We start from the raw sequence: 20,332 nt of genomic DNA, 5'->3' as shown, positions 1-20,332 counted from the left end.
CTGCCCCATCCCTGAACCTCACGAAACCTGTCCTTCACAGGAACAGTTTGCCAAGGCCACCTCAAAGAGAGATCAGCAATAGAATCTCAGCTCCGAGCATCAAAATGGCTACAAGAACCGGGATGAGATACGTTTGCGATTTCCTCTGCACTTCAATTCCAAGGGGAATTTCAACTTCGTTTCCAGGCGAGACGTACTCCTCCCCTCCGGCTGTTTGGTGTACGGTCCGCATCTGGGTTAACCAGTACATATACCAAACACAGTATGCCGCTGCGATCAAAAGAATAGCCCAGTGTGTTGGCTCTTCGTCGACTTGATCGGACTGAATCTGCAGCGTTGCAAGTGCATTGTTGAGGAAGTGAAAGAGTACGGGAGCCCAGAAACTCTTTGTCATCAAATACGTCCAGTGCAGAGCGATCCCCATCGGCACAATTGCCAGGACATGCGGAGGATACATGTGGACGGATGCAAACAGTAAAGAGGTCATCCCGATCCCCGCGACCAAGCCCCAGCGTGCGACCAGTCCCCGTCCAATTATTCCGCGAAATAGAAACTCCTCTCCAATTCCTGGCACGACCGCAATGAAAAACAGAGCAACCGGAAGCGAGGCTGCACCAAATTGGCCCAGAATTGCATTCGCATCCATGTCGTTGAGCATTCGAAACACAGGATAGGGAGCAGAGAATTCCAGCCAAATTGGATTGAGTGCCGCCATCACTGCGCTTCCGACAATTGCAAGCGGAATGACCACACTCGTGACCATGATTGTTTGACCGAACGACGGAAGATTAAGATTCAATCGCGAGATCGGTCGCGGAGCAAGGCGCAACAAACCTAATGGAATCAACAGAAAGAGCGCAAAGAACGCCGGAGACGTAAAGACAAAGAGCTTCTCTGTCGGTGAAAGAGTCTCTAACCAAGCCTCTAAATTGAAACCAATTTGCCCACCGTTTGCATTGGCTGTCAACAGGATCGCTGAGACCAGGACAACAATCATCGCTCCAAATTGCAGCGTAAAAAACAGGAAGATCCAACCGAATGATTCTGGCAATCCGGGACCGGGAGCACGGTACGGCGTTGCAGAAAACTCCTCCTCAGACGAAAAGCCCTCAGCTTCGCTTCCTTCGCTCACAGGACCATCAAAGGGGTTGACCGCTTCAGCAATCACCGGCGTGTCGATGAAATCATCTTGGCTGTCACTCATCATTCGCCTGATTCTTCATTATAAGTTGTCGGAGTCTTCAGTGCTCGATTCATTTAAGCCATCTGACTCAGGAGTTTCAGCTTGGGCCTTCAACAATGTGAGCCCTCTCCAAGTGTACTCACCACCAGAATAGAGCGTAATTCCGACAGTCGCGTACAAAAACAGGTCTCTTACCTGAAGAAAACTTACCTTATTCTCGCCCAACCAGTCTCCGAATTCGGGACTCAGCGAGAGAATCGCCAGAGGAATTGTGATTGATTGCACGATCATCTTGATTTTCCCGCTCCACTTCGCTGAAAAATCGACACCGTGCCCCTCCAAAACGGATCGCAACCCGGTGACAAACATTTCCCGTCCAATCACAATAAACGTCAACCACGCACAGACACCGCTGTCCGGATGCGGAATCAGAAAGATTAACGTTCCTCCAATGATGACTTTATCAACGAACGGATCCATGATGCGGCCGAGAACCGTCACCTGATTCCACTTTCTTGCGAGGTACCCATCAAGGAAATCGGTCGAGACCGCAAAGACAAAAACTGCCGTACATGTGATCCACCACTCGGTCATATCGAGCATCGCCAAAACGACAAATGCCAGGATCAACCGGGAGAAAGTGATCGCATTCGGAAGATTCCATGAGCTCACTTCAGGAGCCTTTTCTGGATTCGTCTTTGTTTCTGGATTTGCCACGTCTTCAGAGTTCGCCATTATTGCCACACTATTAAATAGAGGACTCTCGAATTCCTCGAACCAATGAGGATGATTAGAATCCATTCAGTTTAGAAATCGACATCGGAGAACGATAGGCAAAGTTCGCAAGACATTGGCACTGTTTACAAGAGAGTGATGCTATTAAGAATTAATACTCCCCCACCTCCCACTCTTCGCCTACTTAGCGAAGTCCTGTACGAACTCGCAATGAGCCTACGTTACTCGACGTCGATTTCAACACACCCATAATGAACAATCGGATGGCCCTGCGAGTTCTCGCCAGTGGTAGAATTGGAGATCGGTCTCCGATAGGATACTGACGGTTTTCTCAAGTCAGTTTGCTCTTCCGTGTGACTGTGTAGAATGCGTTTCAGGGTCAGCTTTAGAACCAGTCCGAAAACCTCTGGAACAACCACTTTTCTCAAAATTTGAGAGAGCAACTTCAAGTTTCAGGATCAGTTCTCATCAATTCACACAACCAACATTTGGAAATTTCCCAATGCGAAACTTTCGACTTCCTTTAACTATCTTCAGCCTCATCTATTTCGTTTCACCACCGGTGATGGCTGATGACGAAAAACCTTTTCTGAAACCACCCAAAGTCTTCACACAGAATATTGGTCCTGAGTACCAGAAAGAGACACGGAAATTCCAGGGCATTCCGAGTTTGGCTCGCAGCCCGGAAGGGCGACTTTGGGCAGTCTGGTATGCCAGCCCGACCGGCGGAGAAGATCAGAACAATTACGTCGTTGCTGTAACAAGTGGAGATGATGGAAAAACGTGGACTGAACACTCAGTCATCATCGATCCTGACAAAACTGGCCCGGTCCGAGCATACGATCCGGAAGTCTGGCTCGATCCTGATGGACGACTCTGGTTATTCTGGGCACAAGCCATCGCACATGACGGAACCGTCGCTGGAGTCTGGGCCATCACAACTGAAACCCCAGACGTAGAAAACCCAAAGTGGTCCGCGCCTCGACGTCTCACCGACGGTGTCATGATGTGCAAGCCGACTGTTCTCTCCACCGGAGAATGGGTTCTTCCAGCATCGACATGGAGAAAAACCGACAACAGCGCTCGTGCTGTTGTTTCCACCGATCACGGAAAATCATGGGAAGTTCGCGGTGCCAGCCATGTCCCGCCGAAAATGCGAGCCTTCGACGAACATATGATCGTTGAGCGTAAAGACGGATCGTTGTGGATGCTGATCAGATCGAACACCGGGACGCTGCTGGAAAGTCTCTCCACAGATCGAGGAAAAACATGGTCAACCGCTAAACCAAGCCATATCGCGCATCCGTCCGCCAGATTCTTCCTGCGTCGTCTTGCTTCGGGTCACCTCTTACTGGTGAAGCATCATGACACCACAAAGAGAAATAAACTCACCGCCCAAATCTCCAAAGATGACGGACTCACCTGGTCCTCTGGACTCATTCTTGACGAAAGAAGCACCATCAGTTACCCAGATGGAGTCCAAGCTGAGGACGGAAAAATTTACATTATTTACGATCGAAATCGAACAACCGACCGACAAACTTTCATGGCGGTTTTCAGTGAAGACGACATCACAAACGAGAAACCAGGCGACACGACTCGCCTGCGTGTCTTGATCAATCAGGTCGCCAAGCCGTTTCAAGGTAGTTCCAATTGAATGAAAAACAGAAAGTTGGTGTTCATTCAATTAGAGCGTTGCCAGTCGCAATCCCGAAACTGAAAGGACACTTTGGCGGCTCTGAAACGAGCGCCTGGCTCACCGCGAAGGCACTGGCATCGTTGGGAAATCTGGACGTCTCATTGCTCACGCGATATCAGACACGTCAGCCTCGTCAACAAGTTGACGGCGTGGAGATACTCACGGACTGGCAGCCTATAGAGGTTGTGCGCGAATCACTCTCAGGGGTCGTCGAGCTTCAACCTCGTTTCCCCTGGTTGAAAATCGGGCAATTTTCCCCTTCGCTGATTTGGAAGATTCCAGTGCTGGCAGCGGTCCGCCAATTTTTCCCAAACCGCTCCTACGAACTCCGAGAAAACCCCTTCATTCAGCAGTTTGATTTCGATGCAATCTTTCTGTTTGGTGCGAACCTCGTTTCTGCCAAGGCAATTTTGAGCCTCAAGCAGAAGAAGACCAAAACCATTCTCCTGATTCGTGCGAACGCCGAACTGAATCAGCGGTTCGCGAATGAAGACGACTTCCAAAACGAATACGGCGAACGCTCTGAAATTGTCCGGTACGCCATCTCAAACGCATCGCAGATTGTTGTGCAAACGGAACACCAGCAACGGTTGCTGCTTGACCATTTTCATCGCGAATCCACAGTCATCCCGAACCCTTTCGACTTGAAGAGCTGGGATCAACAATTATCGAATGTGGAACACCCCAAACTGGTGGCTGCTGAGAATTACGTTCTCTGGGTTGGTCGATCAGACCGATTTCACAAAAGACCGTTGTCGCTACTTGAAGTCGCTGCCAGATGTCCCGACATTCAATTTGTGATGGTCCTGAATCGTGGCGTGCAGGAGGTGCGTGAAGAAATTGAACAGATCAAAACACCGAATGTCACGATTCTCGATCAGGTTCCGTTTGCTCAAATGCCTCAACTTTACAAAAACTCAATCGCCTTCGCGTTTACCGGGTCGATTGAACACGAGGGATTTCCGAATGTCCTACTACAATCCGCTGCCACCTCAACTCCAATTGTCAGCCTCGACTTTCTCCCGGATTTAATACATCGTTCCGGAGGAGCAATTCTCTCGGGAACGACTGAAAAGATGGCTGAGGACATTCGATCACTCTTAGTGAACAAAGAAAAAGCTGAACAGTTGGGCAGGGCAGGGCGAGCGATGATTGAACAGCATATCGATATGCACCAATACGCAGTTCTTCTGGAAGAATTGACGAGAGACAATGAGTGACGGAGACCAGGCACCGGGATCAGCGATCAAGCGATTTCTACGTGACAAGCTCGCGGTGAATCGAGCAGTTGGGTACATGCTGATCACTCGCGGGTGGCAGTTTTTTGCGGCGCCCGTGACGATCTATCTCATCTACAAATTCTTTGGCGAAGACCTCCAGGGCTACTACTATCTGTTTCATAGTTTACTGGCAGCCCAGATCTTTTTTGAGTTGGGTCTGAATCATATTCTGTCGCTACTGGCCAGCCACGAATGGTCACATTTGAAATTCAATGAAGCAGGAGAAGTGATCGGTGAACAACGAGCGTTCGAGCGGCTCTCGACGATCTCGCAGTTTGGTGATCGCTGGTATCGATTCATGCTCCTTCTGTTCCTGCCGGGGCTGATTATTGGTGGATTGATCGTGATTCAAAATCCCGACCAACCGACATCCTTCTGGAAGTTCCCCTGGGTGGTCGCTGTCGTTCTCAATGCCATCTCGCTCACTTATCAACCGCGTCTGGCAGTTCTTGAAGGATGCAATCAGGTGACGACGGTGAATTTCGTGCGAATGTTCCAAGCAGTGATCGGGTCGCTTGTTGTGTGGACGGCAATCCTCTCCGGGTGGGGAATCTGGACAGTCGCGGCCGCCAATTCTGTGCGGCTCGGCTGGGAAATTTTCCTTGTGAATTTCCGCTACCGAACGATGTTCAAATCTCTCAAGTCGAATTCTGAGACCGATCGTTTTTCCTGGAAAGACGAAGCCTGGCCTCTCCAGTGGAGACTCGCGATCCAAAGTATTGGAGGGTACTTTTCCAGCTACTTCTTCATCCCGGTCATTGATCAGTTTTATGGAAAGGCTGCCGCAGGACGTATGGGCATGACATGGTCGATTGTCTCCAACCTGCAAGCCGCGAGCTTATCATGGGTCCAAACACGAATGCCGGAATTTGGGATGCTTGTCGCGAAGCGAAAGATTGCTGAACTCGAACAGAAAATGCTCCGAATCGGTGCCATCTCCGTCAGCCTGTTTCTTTCCGCAGGAGGAGCTTTTGTCGCTGGCGTCTGGTTGCTGACATATTTCAATTCCGACGCAGCTAACCGTTTCCTGACTCCGGGGCAAGTTGGGTTTCTTGTTCTGGCAACTCTCTTTCTGCAACTTTCCTGGGTGATGCACTCTTATGTTCGGCTGTTCAAGAAGGATCCGTTCCTACTTCAGAACGTGATTTCCGCCAGTATCACCGGCATCTCAGCTGTTTATTTCGGTCGACACTATGGCGTGACCGGAATTGTCGTCAGCTATTTTTTGATCAGTATTTGCTACACAATTCCTGTGAGCAGTTGGTTGTTGCTGGCACACCGTAAAACAATAAAACCACACGACGACGCTTCCAGTGAAAAACCTTCAGCGTGAGACGTTATTTCCGAAGACGCATTTTTCACGTAGAGCAAATCCCATACGGACTTCGTGTTCTGCCTCGTGAAGAACAGCTCACTTGCTGATTGAACACGTTCTTCACGGGCACATGGGAGAGCAAACTGCTCTAATGGTGATGATGGCCGTGAAACAGTTTGTGATTCTTGTCTCCTTTAGAAACAACGAAGGCGATCAAATCAAGTATCTCTTCGGGTGAGAGTTTATTGACCAGCCCTTGCGGCATCAAAGAGAGCTCCGCTTGTTTCCGACCTTCAATCGAGTCCTTTTTGAGAACTGTCGGTTTGTCTTTCGCCAGCGGATCGATCACGACATGGATCTCGTCGTCGGTTTCCTTCATGATCATCCCGGTAACAACTTTTCCGGAATCGAGGAGGAAGGTATGCGACTGATACTTTGGCTCGATCTCTTTCGAAGGTTCAAGAATGGAGCGAAGAATGAAATCAGCTGTTTGTTTTTTCGGTTCCAGTTTCGCGAGGTCAGGACCAAAAACGCGGCCTTCGTTGTCGAGTTGGTGACACCCCACGCAACTGGCGACTTTGAAGAGTTGTTTGCCGACTTCAAAGGAACGACCACTTGAGAGTCCCTTCACTTCGTCAACCAGTTCTTCGTATTTCCATTCATGACTTCGAGTGTTGAGAGTAAGCAACTCATCTTTAATCGGAAGAGAATGCTTGGCCAGATACTTTTCAGGATCGGCATTGTACTCCTGCAAATTCTCGACCACATACAGTGCCCCATACATCCGTCGCCAGTGGCCGGGATAAGTACAGACATACGGATAAACCCCCGGAGTCTTGGGAACATCGAAACTTAATGCCTGATTTTCCCCCGGTTGCAGCAACCGGCTGGCAAGCAGAATCTCATCACTATCAGGGATATAATTCCGCTGCATCGCGTCGGCATCACGTCCGGTTGCCTCTGCGAGTTCCCCGACGGTTTGCAGTGCGCCTGGATTTGTGATCGCGAAGTTATGCGGCATGGCATCGGTATTCGAGAATCGGAATTCCACCGGTTTCCCAGCTTGGACGGCGATTAACTCTTTGTCGTAAATCATTCGATGCGTCACAGTTCCAATTGCGATGACGGGGACATTGAGATTCTCCAGCCGGTTCAGCACCGCTTTGGCTTCTTCATCAGGCAGTTGGCTGCTGAGTGACTTCGCAAGGGCGATGGCATCCATGGCTGGCCCGCCAGTTCGGCTTTGAGCCGGCATGTTCGAGAGGTATCCAACAAGGTTGTCGAGCATTGGACGAATTTGAATGTCTGGCCAATTCTCGACCGGAATGTTGCGTAGCGCGCGGATGGCTGAAGGTCGATTCCGCCCCTGTTTCACAAGTTTCGCAAGTGAATTAACCTTAGCGATTTCGTGACCGGGGATAGAATCGAGAGCACGAATCGCCACATCGTGAAGGGTCTCGCTCCCTTGAATCATCAGGCTTTCCGGTGCGATTTTCTGCAGCTTGAAACCTGGACCTGACCAGCGAACTCGCAACCCATCGCCACCCCCGTTGTCGAAATACGTCACAATCAGTGGATGAATTCCGGCAGGCAGATCGATTGTCCCTCTCTTTTCACTCATGCCATGCAAGCCATCATGATTGATGACCAACTTGTCTGCGACATAGACACGTGAACCATCATCCGAGGCGATTGCAAAGGTATATTTCCCAGACTTTGGTGCGACAATCATCCCGGTGAATTTCAGTGCGAATTTGTCCCGCTCCTTCAATTGCGGAACATCCATCACAATTTCAGGCACGATCCCGGAATCTTTGGGAACCATTTTCGCCAGAGTCTCCAGTGCCACATTGGAGGCACTCGGATAGTAGTATTCAACTTTGATTCCGTTTTCGAAGGAAGCTCCGGCTCCCTTTTCTGCTTTCAAATGTCCAGGTAAATCGAAAATGAGCGGCTCGACTTTGCTGAACAATTCGCCCCGTGCTTTCACATCCACAGTCGGGACAGCGTCGAGGAAATCTTGCAGACGCCCCTTCGATGCGGACGCTGTCAGAAACGCATCATCTGGACCAGCTGACGCAACCCAGGCGGCATAAGCCAGTCGCTTGACTGCCGGAGTTGCACCGTTGATCGCAATGTTTTCTATCTCATCCTGCTTAACTTGCAGTGCGGAAGCTGGTTGCTTGAGAAGCAATTTCCCGAGAGTGTTCACGTTGCCGCTGGGATCGCTTTGTGCATCATTGAGAAGCTGCATCAGTAAATCGGTTTCACTCTCTTTAGTCATTTTCGACAATCCAGCGAGGGCAGCTTCCAACTGAGCTTCATTCGCTTCATCACGAGCGAGAATGGCACGGTGAATCTCAGCAGAGGGCTCAAGCTTATTCAAGCTGTCGATCGACGCATTCGTCAGAGCATAACTCGTCGCAGCCGCAGAGAGTTGATTCCCCGAGGCGATTGACTCTTCAATCATCTGATCCAGATTGAGTTGACCTTTGGCATAGTTGATGACGGTTGTGAGTTCAGGATCCACAGGCTGAGCCATCACCTGAAAAATCACTTCAAGTGGAGTGACTCCCGTGTACTCTACTGCCGATTTCACAGCTTCAGCACGGACGAGCGCAGAAGAGTCCTTAGCTGCTTCCATCAAAATTGAAGCCCACCCAGGGATGTCACCACTCCAGTGCCCGAGAGTTCGAATCGCAGCTGCGCGAACTTTGGGTTCTTTCGCCTGAAATACTTTTTTGAGTAAATCTTCATTCGGGACGCGGTGCTCTTCGAAGACCCATAAGCATTCGAGAAGTGCCTGTGCCTCGTCGCGCTCTTTCGGACTTTTTAGCGGATCTAACTGAGCAGCAAAGAGACTGACTTGCTCAACAACATCTTTCGTTTCGCGTCCACTCAGTTCCAATCGGGCTCGATAGCGAGTTCCGTTCTCGTAGGCGAAGAAGTTTTCACAAACTTCTTTGATCGGCTTGCCTCGCATTTTCGCTGGCTTCACAAGCGGACGCCCAGGAGAAGTCACTCGGTAGATGCGACCGTGATCGTGATCGCGATTCGGGTCTCGCATATTGTGCTGCATGTGACCAATCAGAACATTGTGCCAATCTGCAATATACAAAGCTCCGTCGCCGCCAATTTCCATATCACTCGGGCGGAAGTTCTGGTCCGACGAGACCAGAATTGGATCAATCTCGACTGCAGTAATGTCCGCACCGTCGTACTTCACTTCATGTTGCAGCACTCCTAAAAAACCGATGGCATTGGCGATCAAAAAATTGCCGTTGAGCTCTTCAGGGAAGTGGCTGCTTGATAGCAAACCTGTTGCCGGAACGGGACGGACTCGTTTCTCGTACCACTTTTTGTTTCCGACACCTTTACCGATATTGATATACGAACCTGTTCCACTCGTTCCGTCGCTGGCAAACTGGTATCCCCAACGATCAAAGACGTCACCATGTGGATTTGGGCCGATCGGAAAATGAAACTCCGTTTCGAACGTCCGTGGGTTGAAGCGGTGTACGCCGGTCTGCCCAGAGCGATACGTCTTCGTCGGCGTTTCAAAGTTGGCAACATTAAACACACCACGTGACCAGTAGAGCCAGCCATCGGGACCGATCAACATTGCATTGGCAGAGTGATGAGTGTCAGCACTTGAAATTCCTTGCAGCATACGAATTTTGACATCTGCTTTGTCGTCTCCATTCGTATCTTTCAGAAACCAAATTTCCGGAGGAGCCGCCACCAAAACACCGCCGCCCCAAAATTCGAAACCCGTAATACTGTTCAACTCATCTGCGAACACAATGCAATCATCTGCCACACCATCATTGTCCTCGTCTGGAAGAATGACGATTGCATCCTCACGCTTTTGAGTCGGATTCCAGTGTGGATACGATGGCCAGACTGACACCCACAAACGGCTGTCTGGATCGACAGACATTTGGACCGGGTTAATGAGTCTCGGAAACATCTCCTCGGAAGCGAATAAGTTCACTTCCATATCTTTGTGAACTTCCATTTTAGAAATGGCGTCTGTCGCTTCCAGATACGGGAACTTCTCATCCTCAAGCGGTCCCGGTTTGTTCGTTTTCACTTTGAGTTCTTCAGGCAGGTTGTCATCTGTGACGACCAGATCTCCTCCCCGTGCGACCGCCCAAACGCGGCGATCACGATTGGCAGTCATGACATCGAAAATTTCCATTTCGCGCTTCATGACATCTGCGTTGGACTGCCCGAACCAAGCCAGTTTGGAACGACCACCATAAACGTTGTAGCCATCGACTACGCGGTAGCGATTAAACCAGTAGTCGTTCTTCTCAAGAACAGCCTCACGCAGTTTTGCGATTGCTTCATCGCCAGGAATATTTGCTTGAGGGTCGAGTGCTTTCAGGACTTGCTGAGCGACCAATCGGTTTCCATGATCAAGAAGATGAATCCCATTCATGGTGAGTGGCTTCTCTGCATTGGCGTACAGTTCTTGAGTGATTGAAAACAAATCGACAAACTGAACATTGCTCGCTTTGCAAACCTTTCGCATTGCTTCGGTATACATGGCAAGTTTACGATTGTTCTCAGAGCCATTCGGAAGATGTGGGCTTCTGAGGTTTTCATGAGCAATCGGTGAGAAGACCACCAACCGTGGAGCAGACTCTCCGTTGTACTTCTGCTGACGCATCTTCTCGATCATCGTTGCCAGATCGGTCTCGAACTTCTTCAAGCCCGCTTCACCGCGCAACCCTTCGTTGTATCCAAAGAAACAAAAAACGACATCCGCTTCACACTTCGCCATCCATTGATCGGGATCGCCAAAGTTTGCAGATCGTGGTCGAGTCGTCACTTCATCCCCGGAGAAGCCAAGGTTCCGGAATGTCAGATCAGCTTCGGGATACAGCGCGTGCAAGTAAGTTTCTAACCAGGCATGGTGCTGCATCCGGTCTGCCAGGGTGTTGCCGATGTAGACAACGTGGTCGCCCTGATTCAACTTCAGCTTTGGCTCCGCCGATTCGGAGGCCGAGGGGCCACCTGGAAAACAGACTCCGCAGAGGAAGAAGAGTGTTGTGCGCACAAATGTAGTCATGTTCTCTTGGTATCCAGCAATGCGACCCTGCTGCATTTCAATCAATGCAGTTCCAGATCATGAGTCCTCGCGAGAGTGAATTCTGATAGCGCAGAAAACGTCGGCTTCATCGGCTATGCAGAGTCTTATTTTCACAAAGCAGTGTACAGAACGAGCAGGGCAAATCGCTACCGAATCCCGGATGTTGACGCGTCTCGCCACCCCGTCTCCTACCACTTCGCTGTCTAGAGAAAACACTCTGGGCTGGAAAATGGCGAACGCCACAAAGTTGAAAACGAATTTTGAAACTGTTTGAGTTCATCCGTAGCCATCGTCACAGAGAACGATCAGGTGGTCATTCTTTTGACGACCTTTTGACTGCTGTTCCGCCCTTTGACAACTCCGTTACTTCCGACCGGTTTACTCAATTCAAGAGTCATTCACCGGAATGAGGAAGAGCCCATCAAAGTGCTGTGTCAGCCGCTTTCGCAATGGCTGCTTTCAGAATAGCTGCTTTCAGAATAGCTGCTTTCAGAATAGCTGTAGCCAGAAATGCACTACGACCAGCAACGAAAAATTCAATAACGGGCTGACAAACTTTACATTGAAATCCATATGTGACGCTGCATCTCAATCCTGGCACAACGCCCGCCGTTGAAAAACGCTTCACCTGAAGAATCCGAACAACCGTTAACCTCTCTCCAAGAAATTACGACCGGATCAACCGGCAGGAATTGCAGCTCGAGGCCGAAACAGACAACGAGAGCGGAGCGACTTGCGAGATCAATCGACACAACCGTTGCAATCGATTGTGTAAGCTGTACCGGCATCCTCCATAACCCATTTGAAAATGGTATGTTACAACACCTCAGAACTGAGTGTTTCAACTGCTTAAAAAAGCGAAGAAAGTCAAGCTGCGACGGTTACTCTGATTCTCCACTCTCTGTCCTGCACCATCACTATCACTACAACGGTCGTCCGATTCCTTGATGCATACTACCGCACTTTGCGCTCTATGTGTTAGAACAGGGACCGTTACAATGAAACGCTTAATTTTCAGCATGGCTACAGTAGCCTCGCTCCTCGTTGGCGGAAACGCCGCTCACGCCCAGACTAACCGCTGGGATGCCTATCTGGAAATTGAGGGGCGCGGGGGCGATCGTGAAGAACGAAGCCAAACTCGAACCTTCCTCCCGATTTTCAGTGACAGCGACAGTTTGCTGTTCGGTGACATCCGCATGATGTACTCCGATAAAGACACTTGGGAAGGAAACTTTGGTATTGGTTATCGCCAGATCACTGCCAGCCAACGCATCTTCGGTGCATATGGTTTCTACGACATTCGAGACACTGACCACAACAACGTTTTCCACCAGGCGACTGTGGGTGCAGAATTGTTGGACATTAACTGGGGATTACGTTCAAACGTTTATCTCCCAGACACTTCATCACAACGAGCTGGTGGAGCAAACGCATTCCTTCAAGGAAATCAAATCCTTGTCCAAGGAAACCAGGAACGAGCTTACTACGGTGTTGACGTAGAAGCTGAGCACATCCTGTGGCGTGACGATTATTCTGGGCAGACAGTTCCCGGGATCGGTGGCGACATGGAAATTTGGGCAGCTGGTGGATACTTCCACTTCGACAACGATGCATCAGGCTTCCAGCACATTGCTGGTCCACGGGCACGTGTTGAAGCTCGCCTTTACGACTTGCCAGCACTCGGAAACGATTCACGATTGGTTCTGAGCGGACAATACGAATACGACGATGTTCGTGGTTCAGTCAGCCAAGGTTTTCTCAGCGTCCGTATTCCACTCGGTGGCAATGGATGCAAACAGCCTAAACTCGGTCTACTCGATCGCCGTATGGTTACCCCCATCGTGCGTGACATCGACATCATCACAAACGTTGCCCAAGCTGGAAACATCTTCCAGGGTGTGAACGCCAAAACAGGAACCGTTCTGGATGACGTTGTCACACTGACAGCTGCTGACAACGTACGAGGCATGATCGAAAACGGTCCTAATGGACGAACCTACATTCTTGACGGTGTCGACGGAGCATTCTCCTTCGGTGGCGGTCCAGCCGGAGCCATTGACCTCAACAACCGACAAATCCTGATCGGTGGTGGTGGATCAATGAATGTTGTTGGAGCAGGATCAAACCTGAACGCAGTCTTTACTGCTGAAGGAGAAGCGTTCACGTTCCAACGTCTTAATAACAACGGCAATGTCATCAACCTGGCACGAAACAACGGAATTTACGGACTCACCCTCGATGGTGGTAATGACTCGATTTTCGGAATTAATCCAGGACGATTCGAAATCGCTGGAAACACTTTGATGAATGCTAGTGACGACTTGATCGACATCCGAGCCAACAATGGAACCACTATCGGATGCATTCTTGATAACACATTCCTTGTCAATGGTGAGGAAGCAATCACCATCGATACTTCTGATGACGCTTTGGCCTACTTCGATATCGCCGGAAACTTCTTCTCAATGACTGACAGCGATGGAGTCATCATCGAGGTTAATGATAATTCAGAAGTTCACGTTGATGTTCGCAACAACGAATTCGTTGGCCAAGGTAATGACGGAGTTGATCTTGATGTTGATGACAATGGAACATTGTTTGCCAACATCTCAAACAACATCTTTGACGATGTCGATGACAATGCGATTGAGATTGATCTCGATGACAACGCCTACTTGAACGCCATCATTACCGGAAACACGATTCTCGGTCGCGGTAACACTGAGAATGGGATTGAGATCGATCTTGATGACACCACCTATCTTGATCTCGTCGTTGAAGACAACATCTTTGATGATATCAATGACGATGCCATTGATATTGATCTCGATGACAACAGCTACATGAACGCCATGGTTGCCGGGAACCGATTCTTAGGTCGCGGTAACACCGGCGACGGAATTGACATTTATCTCAGTGACGATTCTGTACTGGATCTTGTTGTCCATCACAACATCTTTGACGGCATGACACACAGGGCATTCGAGGCAGATCTGTATTCAGATTCTGAACTGTATCTCGACTTCTACGGAAACGACATCCTCGGACGCAACACCACCGAAGATGGAGTTAGTATCGAAGCAAATCATGGAAGTTACCTCGAAGCGATTGTTGAAGACAACAAATTCAAGGATCTATTGTTCGATGGTGTTCACATCGATGGATATCACGGATCAGACCTCGTTGTCGACATTCTCGATAACCGATTCAAGAATGTCCAAGAAGGCAACATCCTGGTTCATGCATTTGACGGATCAAACCTGGATGCAATCATCAACAACAACAACATCAAGGGCGGAGATATCGGAATTGAAGCCTACGGTGAGTTCGGTGGTGATCACTTCGTGACTATCGGCGGAAACAAAATCCGCAAAGTCACGGGAACAGGAATCATTGTTGAGTCGATCGACGACTTGTTCCTGGATGACGCTGGGATGAACAACAAAGTCAAAGTGACTGGTGGCGGCGTTGTTTCAGACATCGAAGACAGCGGAGATGTCATCGGAACCATTCGCATCAATGGCTCAGACATCACTGTCCCATAATTTAGAGCAGGTCAACTTTGATCTGAACTGAATCGATCACATAGCCCCCGGTCAATTGACCGGGGGCTATTTTCATTTATAGACCATTATCAATACTTGTCGTACCCATGAAGGATAAGATTGGATTTGCTGCCAAGAGCATTCACGACGGTCAACTACTGAATCGACCCCGAATATTCAATTGCCGATGCATACTTCACCCTGGATTTTATGTGCGACTCTTCTTGTGTTTCCGGCACGTGCTCTTTGTAGACTTGAGCGATGACATCTCTCCGCTCTTCTGGCGTTTTGGGGTATTGCCCAGGACGTTGATATTTATCTAACGGGACAATCCAATCGGGGACTTCAAACATCCCATACGAGGCCTTGGCGAGATCCGTCTCGGGATTGATCATCAACTGGTAAGGCCGCCCGTTCATCGAGGCAATCGAAACACATGAAATTTTGACATCCTCCCAGCCTTCTTTTTTGAGAGCGTCGCTCACAGTATGGGCGTACTGCAAAATGAAATGCGGATTTTTGACCATTCTTTCAACATGGACTTTGCTGAGATGTGGCAGGATTTCCGGATGCTCTTCCAGATACTTTTCTGCCTCTGGTGGATCAAACTTGAGTTTCAAGAACGCATCTTTATGTCGCAGCATCATTCTCCAGGAAAAGCATTGTCCGACTTCCGACCAACCTGGGTCGTCGGAGTAGGTTAAAATTCGCAGCGGAAGAATTGCCTGAAACGAAATCCATCCACACACAAAGGCTGTCACTCCCCAGCTTGCCAATTTCACCGGGCGGGCGGTTCCGATGTGAGGCTCTAGAACTCCGTGAGGAATTGTCCCCAATTTTGTGCCGATCCAACGAAAACATTTTCGCGGCAGGACTGGTTCAACAAAGAGAATCAGCAACCCGATTCCAATCAGTGGGAAAAGTCCAATTTGAAACAACGTCGAATTTGTGGCATGAAAGACGACGAGCAACAACATCGTGAAGACGCGAGTTCGTTTCGAAAGCAACGTAAACCCGGCAACCAGATCAAGAATCAATCCGGTCCAACAGACCATGTAAATGAACCATCCCTGTGTCAAAAACATGGACAACATGTGGCTGGGATCTTTGTGGGAGAACCAAAACCGCACAGGTTCGCCTGCCAGCCAATCACTATTTAATTTCGCAACACCTCCGAAGAAATAGAGGACCACGATCTGACTGCGCAAAAGTACGAGATTCCACAAGGGAACTGTTTGAGCCTCAAGGTCAGTCTCCTTCTTCCTGCCCCACTTTCCAGGCAACGGAAGTCGATAACAGCGATCAGCCTCACAGAGCATCATTAAGAAGCTCATCAAGATCGTCAAATAGAAGTGGTTGTTGTAGTAGATCTTTTCGATCAAAAACAGATGTGTGAAGATGACCAGAAAGACTGCGGACGCAGCACGATAGTAATAACCAATCGTAATCAGAATTGCCGCGATGAGCATCACCGAAATTTCGGTTTGCATCATCCAGACTTCCGGCAGCGGTTTCACAAATGGAAATAGAGAATAGGTAAAATGGAAGTATTCAGGTGAATACATTCCATCAGCCTTGGGGAGTTTTCGAATCGACTCCCAAACCATCAATAAGCCCCAGAGAATTCGAAACAGGCCAAGCGACGATCCATCAACCCGGCGAGCAAGCTGTTCTCGCAACCACATGGAAACTCACAATTCGATCGATAACCTAACGCATCTCATTCAACCAACCGCAGGGAATGATGATGACGCTGAAATTTCGAGTTTCCGTTATCACGAATCGTTTAACGACGTCAAGAGGAATCGAACCGGGTCGACTCTTACTGGCATTATATGCAGATCAAGGAGCAATTGGGTTCGCAAATTTTTTGCCGGACACTTGAAGTGTCCGGCATAAGGCTGGACTTAGCACTAATCTGCGCCAACTTCATCTGCCATTTCTTTCAGAACATCTGCGATAATGTCACAGCCCTGAGAGATATCTGCATCAGTGACATTGAGAGCGGGAAGCAATCGGATCACCGTGTCGTGTGTCGCGTTCAGGAGAAGTCCACGATCCATCGCTTTTTTCACCGCAGGCGTGGCTGTGATGTTCAAATCGACACCGATCATTGCACCACAGACGCGGACTTCTTCGATTATAGGAATTTCATTTTTCAGGTTGGTGAAAAATTCTTCGAAGCGTGCTGAGAGCTTCTGACAATTCTCCAACAAGTTCTCTGCTTCGATGGTTTCGACTGTCGCCTTTCCGGCGACCATCGCAATCGGGTTCCCGCCGAAAGTACTCGCGTGCATTCCTGGACGAAGTGAGGGAGCGACCTCGTCTTTGGCAATGATCGCACCACAGGCCACGCCAGCCGCGATGCCTTTCGCCATTGTCATAATATCTGGTTGAACGCCGAACGTTTGATAGGCAAACCATTCACCTGTTCGCCCCATGCCTGTCTGCACTTCGTCAAAGACGAGGACCATCTCGTTCTCATCACAAATCTCACGCAGCCCCTGCAAAAAACCATCAGCTGGAGTGTTGACGCCACCTTCGCCCTGAACAGGTTCGATGAGAATCGCTGCAGTTTCCTTATCAACAAGTTGCCGCACGGCCTCCAGATCGTTGTGAGGTGCGTATGTAAAGCCAGCCATCATCGGACCGATGCCGTCATGATATTTCGGCTGAGCAGTTGCAGTCACCGCTCCATAAGTCCGACCGTGGAATCCATTTTCGAAAGTAATGATCTTGTAGCGATCTTTGGGGGTATGAAGACGCGCGAGCTTGATCGCTCCTTCAACGGCCTCGGCTCCGCTATTGCAGAAAAAAGCTTTCCCGAATCCACGTGTGCAAATCGCTTCGGCAAATTCGCCTTGCGGTTCCATGTACCAGGTATTCGGAACGTGAATCAGCTTAGCAACTTGCTCTTGAACCGCTTGAATCACTCTCTCGGGAGAGTATCCCAAAATATTGCATCCCCAACCGGGAAACAGGTCGAGATATTCATTTCCTTCAGCATCAAAAACGTGACTCCCCTCACCACGCACCAGACTAATTGGATAGCGTCCGTAATTCGGAATGACGTACTGATCGAAAAGCGAAATCGTTTCCTGACTGGATCGTGACATTTGATTAGTATCTGGTGATAAGGTTCTGGAATTAGAGCAATTTCAATACTTGCCGTGCCCGTGAAGATCACATTTATGACTTCATGAGACTGCTCTCCACAAGGCGGAACGTCAAGACCTGGATTGGATTTGCTCTAGGAACTAAGTGGTTGAATTAAGACGAATAAACTCTCTGCGTGAATCACTCACGCGACGATTTCAGTTCCAACGCCGAGGTTGGAGTAGATTTCGAGAAGTAGTGAATGAGGAGTCCCAGCGTCAATGATATGAATCTTTCCGACTCCAACTTCAAGGGCCTCTAACGCTGCTTCGACCTTGGGTACCATTCCGGTGGAAATTGTCCCGTCGGCGATCAACTCTCGACAACGTGAAACGGTGAGGTGCTGAACAAGAGTCGCAGGGTCATCTTTATCGAGATAAATTCCCGGAACATCGCTCAGAAAAACAAGCTTCTCGGCATTAATCAACTTCGCAACCGCTGCGGCTGCGGTATCGGCATTTACATTGAGCCCACCTCCATCAGCATCAAGGGCGATCGATGGCAAGACTGGAATGACACCGGCGCGACAAGTTGCGTGTAAGAGTTCACTGCGGATTCCAGTGACATATCCAACACGGCCAAGATCGACTGCAGCACCATTCTCATCTTCGAGCTGAAGCTGTTGCCCAGTCAGAACATTTTGTGAATTGACATGCAAGCCGACCGATTTGCCACCGAGAGTTTTAATCTGGTCAACGAGCGATTCACAGATTTCGTCAGCGAGAATCTTTTTTGCGATCTCTAATGTTTTCTCGTCTGTATACCGACGTCCCTGAACGAAACGGGGCTCAATCCCGGCTTCCGCCATTCCGCGGCTGATTGACTTTCCACCCCCATGGACAAGAATCGGTCTCATTCCGACCGCTTCCATGAAAATGACATCGGATAAACAGCGACGAACTGAATCAGGATCATCGAGCGCGCTCCCCCCCAGTTTCACGACCACATAACGATCACGAAACTTCCGAATCCATCCAAGTGCTTCCACTAGCACCTTAGCTTTTGAAATTGCGTCGTTCACAGAATGATCCCAATATGCCTTTGAAAACGGATACGATAAGGACGAACGCGACCAACTTTAAGTGTGACGCAAGGAATAATGCAAAAAAACACCGCCCGGAATAGTTCTGGGCAGTGCTTAAGGGGGGGATCAAGTTGTCTTGATGTACTTTATTTCAACATCGCTGATTCCTGAAGAATCAGACTGGAACAGGTTCAATGAAAATGACTCGTGAGAAAACCGAGCAGTTCGCTGATTTTTGTGAATCTCGTTGTGGTTAAACTCTTCCCAAGAAACGCTTTACGCAACTCTTAAAAAATCAATGCAGTGACCAGCCAGAGCATCTTCAAAACTTGTCGTACCCGTGAAGCTCATTTTCATGACTTCATAGACTGCTCGCCAGGACGCAGAACGTAAAGAACAATGTTGACTTGCTCTATGCAACGTCGATTTCTGAAATCCGATTATGTGGTGCAAATTCGGCAGCTGCTCCGCTGTTTGCGTCGAGCCGGAACTGCATTGTGTAGGCATCTTCTTCGGTATCGTCGAAATGACTTCGCAGAACACAAACCGCCCGGAAGTGTTGTTGCTTAAAGAAGAGTTGTGTTTCGAGATCGCGTTCACGAACTTCGATCAGAATTTCGTTTCGCCGCTGTTGAGAAAGTTTATCTACCAGACGAAGAGTCATCTGAGTCCCGATTCCATGCCGACGGTAATCCGGGTCGACTGCGAAGTTCAGGATATGTAGACGAGATTTATGAAGTTCATAAATCATAAACCCGACGATCTTCTGATCGTACTCAGCAACCATGCCGATGCAGTTGCGTTGTCTAAGACAGGTCAGAAAATCTTCGTCGGTCCAAGGATGTCCATACGTCGACTTTTCAATCCGCAAAACATCTGGCATGTCCCGACGAATTAACCAACGAATTTGCACATCCAGGTGCTGTTCTGATGAGGAACTTGGCTCCACGATGGCCTCCATGCCAACCTAAAACTAATGCTCAAACAAAAAACGTCTTCGAACGCCTTGATGATCATTCAATCAACTCAATCAGACTAACACAGGTTCCCGGTTGCTGTGAAGTCGGAAAAGAGGAATTCTGACGGTCTCGTGAACGAGTCGCGTAAATTGCCGAATTCGAACACAACTGACTTGACAGCACCTCCAAAACTCTCGCGGCACCAAGAGTGAATCAAAGAACGACTCTCGAGCAAACCAAGGTCGAACTTCAATTCTTGCTCGTGGCGAGCAGGCTCTGAGATCATGACTTCATCTGAAATCATGACTTCAAACGAACCAAGACCTGACCAGAGAAAA

The 20,332-nt window shown here is 49.1% G+C and carries 12 protein-coding genes; 4 read left to right on the top strand and 8 right to left on the bottom strand.

All coding sequences use genetic code 11. The features are described 5' to 3' along the window. Positions 1–61 precede the first annotated feature (61 nt). Together Mal48_RS08120 and pgsA are read right to left on the bottom strand one after the other, a co-directional pair. Positions 62–1,207 (bottom strand): CPBP family intramembrane glutamic endopeptidase, encoded by a 1,146-nt coding sequence (locus Mal48_RS08120; protein WP_145197828.1) that lies wholly within the window; start codon positions 1,205–1,207, stop codon positions 62–64. 15 nt (positions 1,208–1,222) lie between these two features. Beyond that, complete coding sequence (pgsA, locus tag Mal48_RS08115; protein WP_145197826.1) at positions 1,223–1,918, bottom strand: CDP-diacylglycerol--glycerol-3-phosphate 3-phosphatidyltransferase; 696 nt, start codon at positions 1,916–1,918, stop codon at positions 1,223–1,225. 502 nt (positions 1,919–2,420) lie between these two features. Between pgsA and Mal48_RS08110 the strand changes: the two genes are divergently transcribed. Genes Mal48_RS08110 through Mal48_RS08100 form a run of 3 tightly spaced genes read left to right on the top strand, consistent with a single transcriptional unit; the run spans position 2,421 to position 6,230 of the window. Next, a complete protein-coding gene (locus Mal48_RS08110; protein WP_197442165.1) occupies positions 2,421–3,575 on the top strand; it encodes a sialidase family protein in 1,155 nt (384 codons plus the stop codon). Next, entirely contained in the window at positions 3,572–4,837 is a 1,266-nt protein-coding gene (locus Mal48_RS08105; RefSeq protein WP_145197824.1) for a glycosyltransferase family 4 protein, read from the top strand. Before Mal48_RS08110 ends, Mal48_RS08105 begins: the two co-directional genes overlap by 4 nt. Then, a complete protein-coding gene (locus Mal48_RS08100) occupies positions 4,830–6,230 on the top strand; it encodes a lipopolysaccharide biosynthesis protein (protein ID WP_145197822.1) in 1,401 nt (466 codons plus the stop codon). The genes Mal48_RS08105 and Mal48_RS08100 overlap by 8 nt, the downstream gene beginning before the upstream one ends. Positions 6,231–6,360: 130 nt before the next feature. Here Mal48_RS08100 and Mal48_RS08095 read toward each other — a convergent pair whose 3' ends face one another. Both Mal48_RS08095 and Mal48_RS08090 read right to left on the bottom strand, forming a co-directional pair. Beyond that, positions 6,361–11,289: a PVC-type heme-binding CxxCH protein gene (locus Mal48_RS08095; protein ID WP_197442164.1), complete on the bottom strand. Its 4,929-nt coding sequence runs from the start codon at positions 11,287–11,289 to the stop codon at positions 6,361–6,363. 442 nt (positions 11,290–11,731) lie between these two features. After that, positions 11,732–11,938 (bottom strand): hypothetical protein, encoded by a 207-nt coding sequence (locus Mal48_RS08090; protein ID WP_145197818.1) that lies wholly within the window; start codon positions 11,936–11,938, stop codon positions 11,732–11,734. Between the two features lie 370 nt (positions 11,939–12,308). On the opposite strand from Mal48_RS08090, the gene Mal48_RS08085 reads away from it, so the two are divergent. Next, positions 12,309–14,855: an inverse autotransporter beta domain-containing protein gene (locus Mal48_RS08085; RefSeq protein ID WP_197442163.1), complete on the top strand. Its 2,547-nt coding sequence runs from the start codon at positions 12,309–12,311 to the stop codon at positions 14,853–14,855. 155 nt (positions 14,856–15,010) lie between these two features. Here the strand turns inward: Mal48_RS08085 and Mal48_RS08080 are convergent, their stop codons facing one another. The 4 genes from Mal48_RS08080 to rimI all read right to left on the bottom strand — a co-directional run bounded on the left by Mal48_RS08080 (position 15,011) and on the right by rimI (position 19,984). Continuing rightward, the gene (locus Mal48_RS08080; protein WP_145197814.1) at positions 15,011–16,540 is read right to left on the bottom strand and encodes an HTTM domain-containing protein; all 1,530 of its coding nucleotides are present in this window, start codon (positions 16,538–16,540) and stop codon (positions 15,011–15,013) included. Between the two features lie 228 nt (positions 16,541–16,768). Further along, entirely contained in the window at positions 16,769–17,971 is a 1,203-nt protein-coding gene (locus Mal48_RS08075) for an aspartate aminotransferase family protein (RefSeq protein ID WP_145197813.1), read from the bottom strand. A 185-nt stretch (positions 17,972–18,156) separates the two neighbouring features. Continuing rightward, positions 18,157–19,032 carry an acetylglutamate kinase gene (gene argB / locus Mal48_RS08070; RefSeq protein ID WP_145197811.1) on the bottom strand — a complete coding sequence of 292 codons (876 nt, stop codon included), beginning with the start codon at positions 19,030–19,032 and terminating at the stop codon, positions 18,157–18,159. Between the two features lie 415 nt (positions 19,033–19,447). Next, positions 19,448–19,984: a ribosomal protein S18-alanine N-acetyltransferase gene (gene rimI / locus Mal48_RS08065; protein WP_231739955.1), complete on the bottom strand. Its 537-nt coding sequence runs from the start codon at positions 19,982–19,984 to the stop codon at positions 19,448–19,450. Between the last annotated feature and the right edge of the window lie 348 nt (positions 19,985–20,332).

Source organism: Thalassoglobus polymorphus, from assembly GCF_007744255.1.
Lineage (GTDB): Bacteria > Planctomycetota > Planctomycetia > Planctomycetales > Planctomycetaceae > Thalassoglobus > Thalassoglobus polymorphus.
This window is presented reverse-complemented; position numbering and strand designations above follow the sequence as displayed.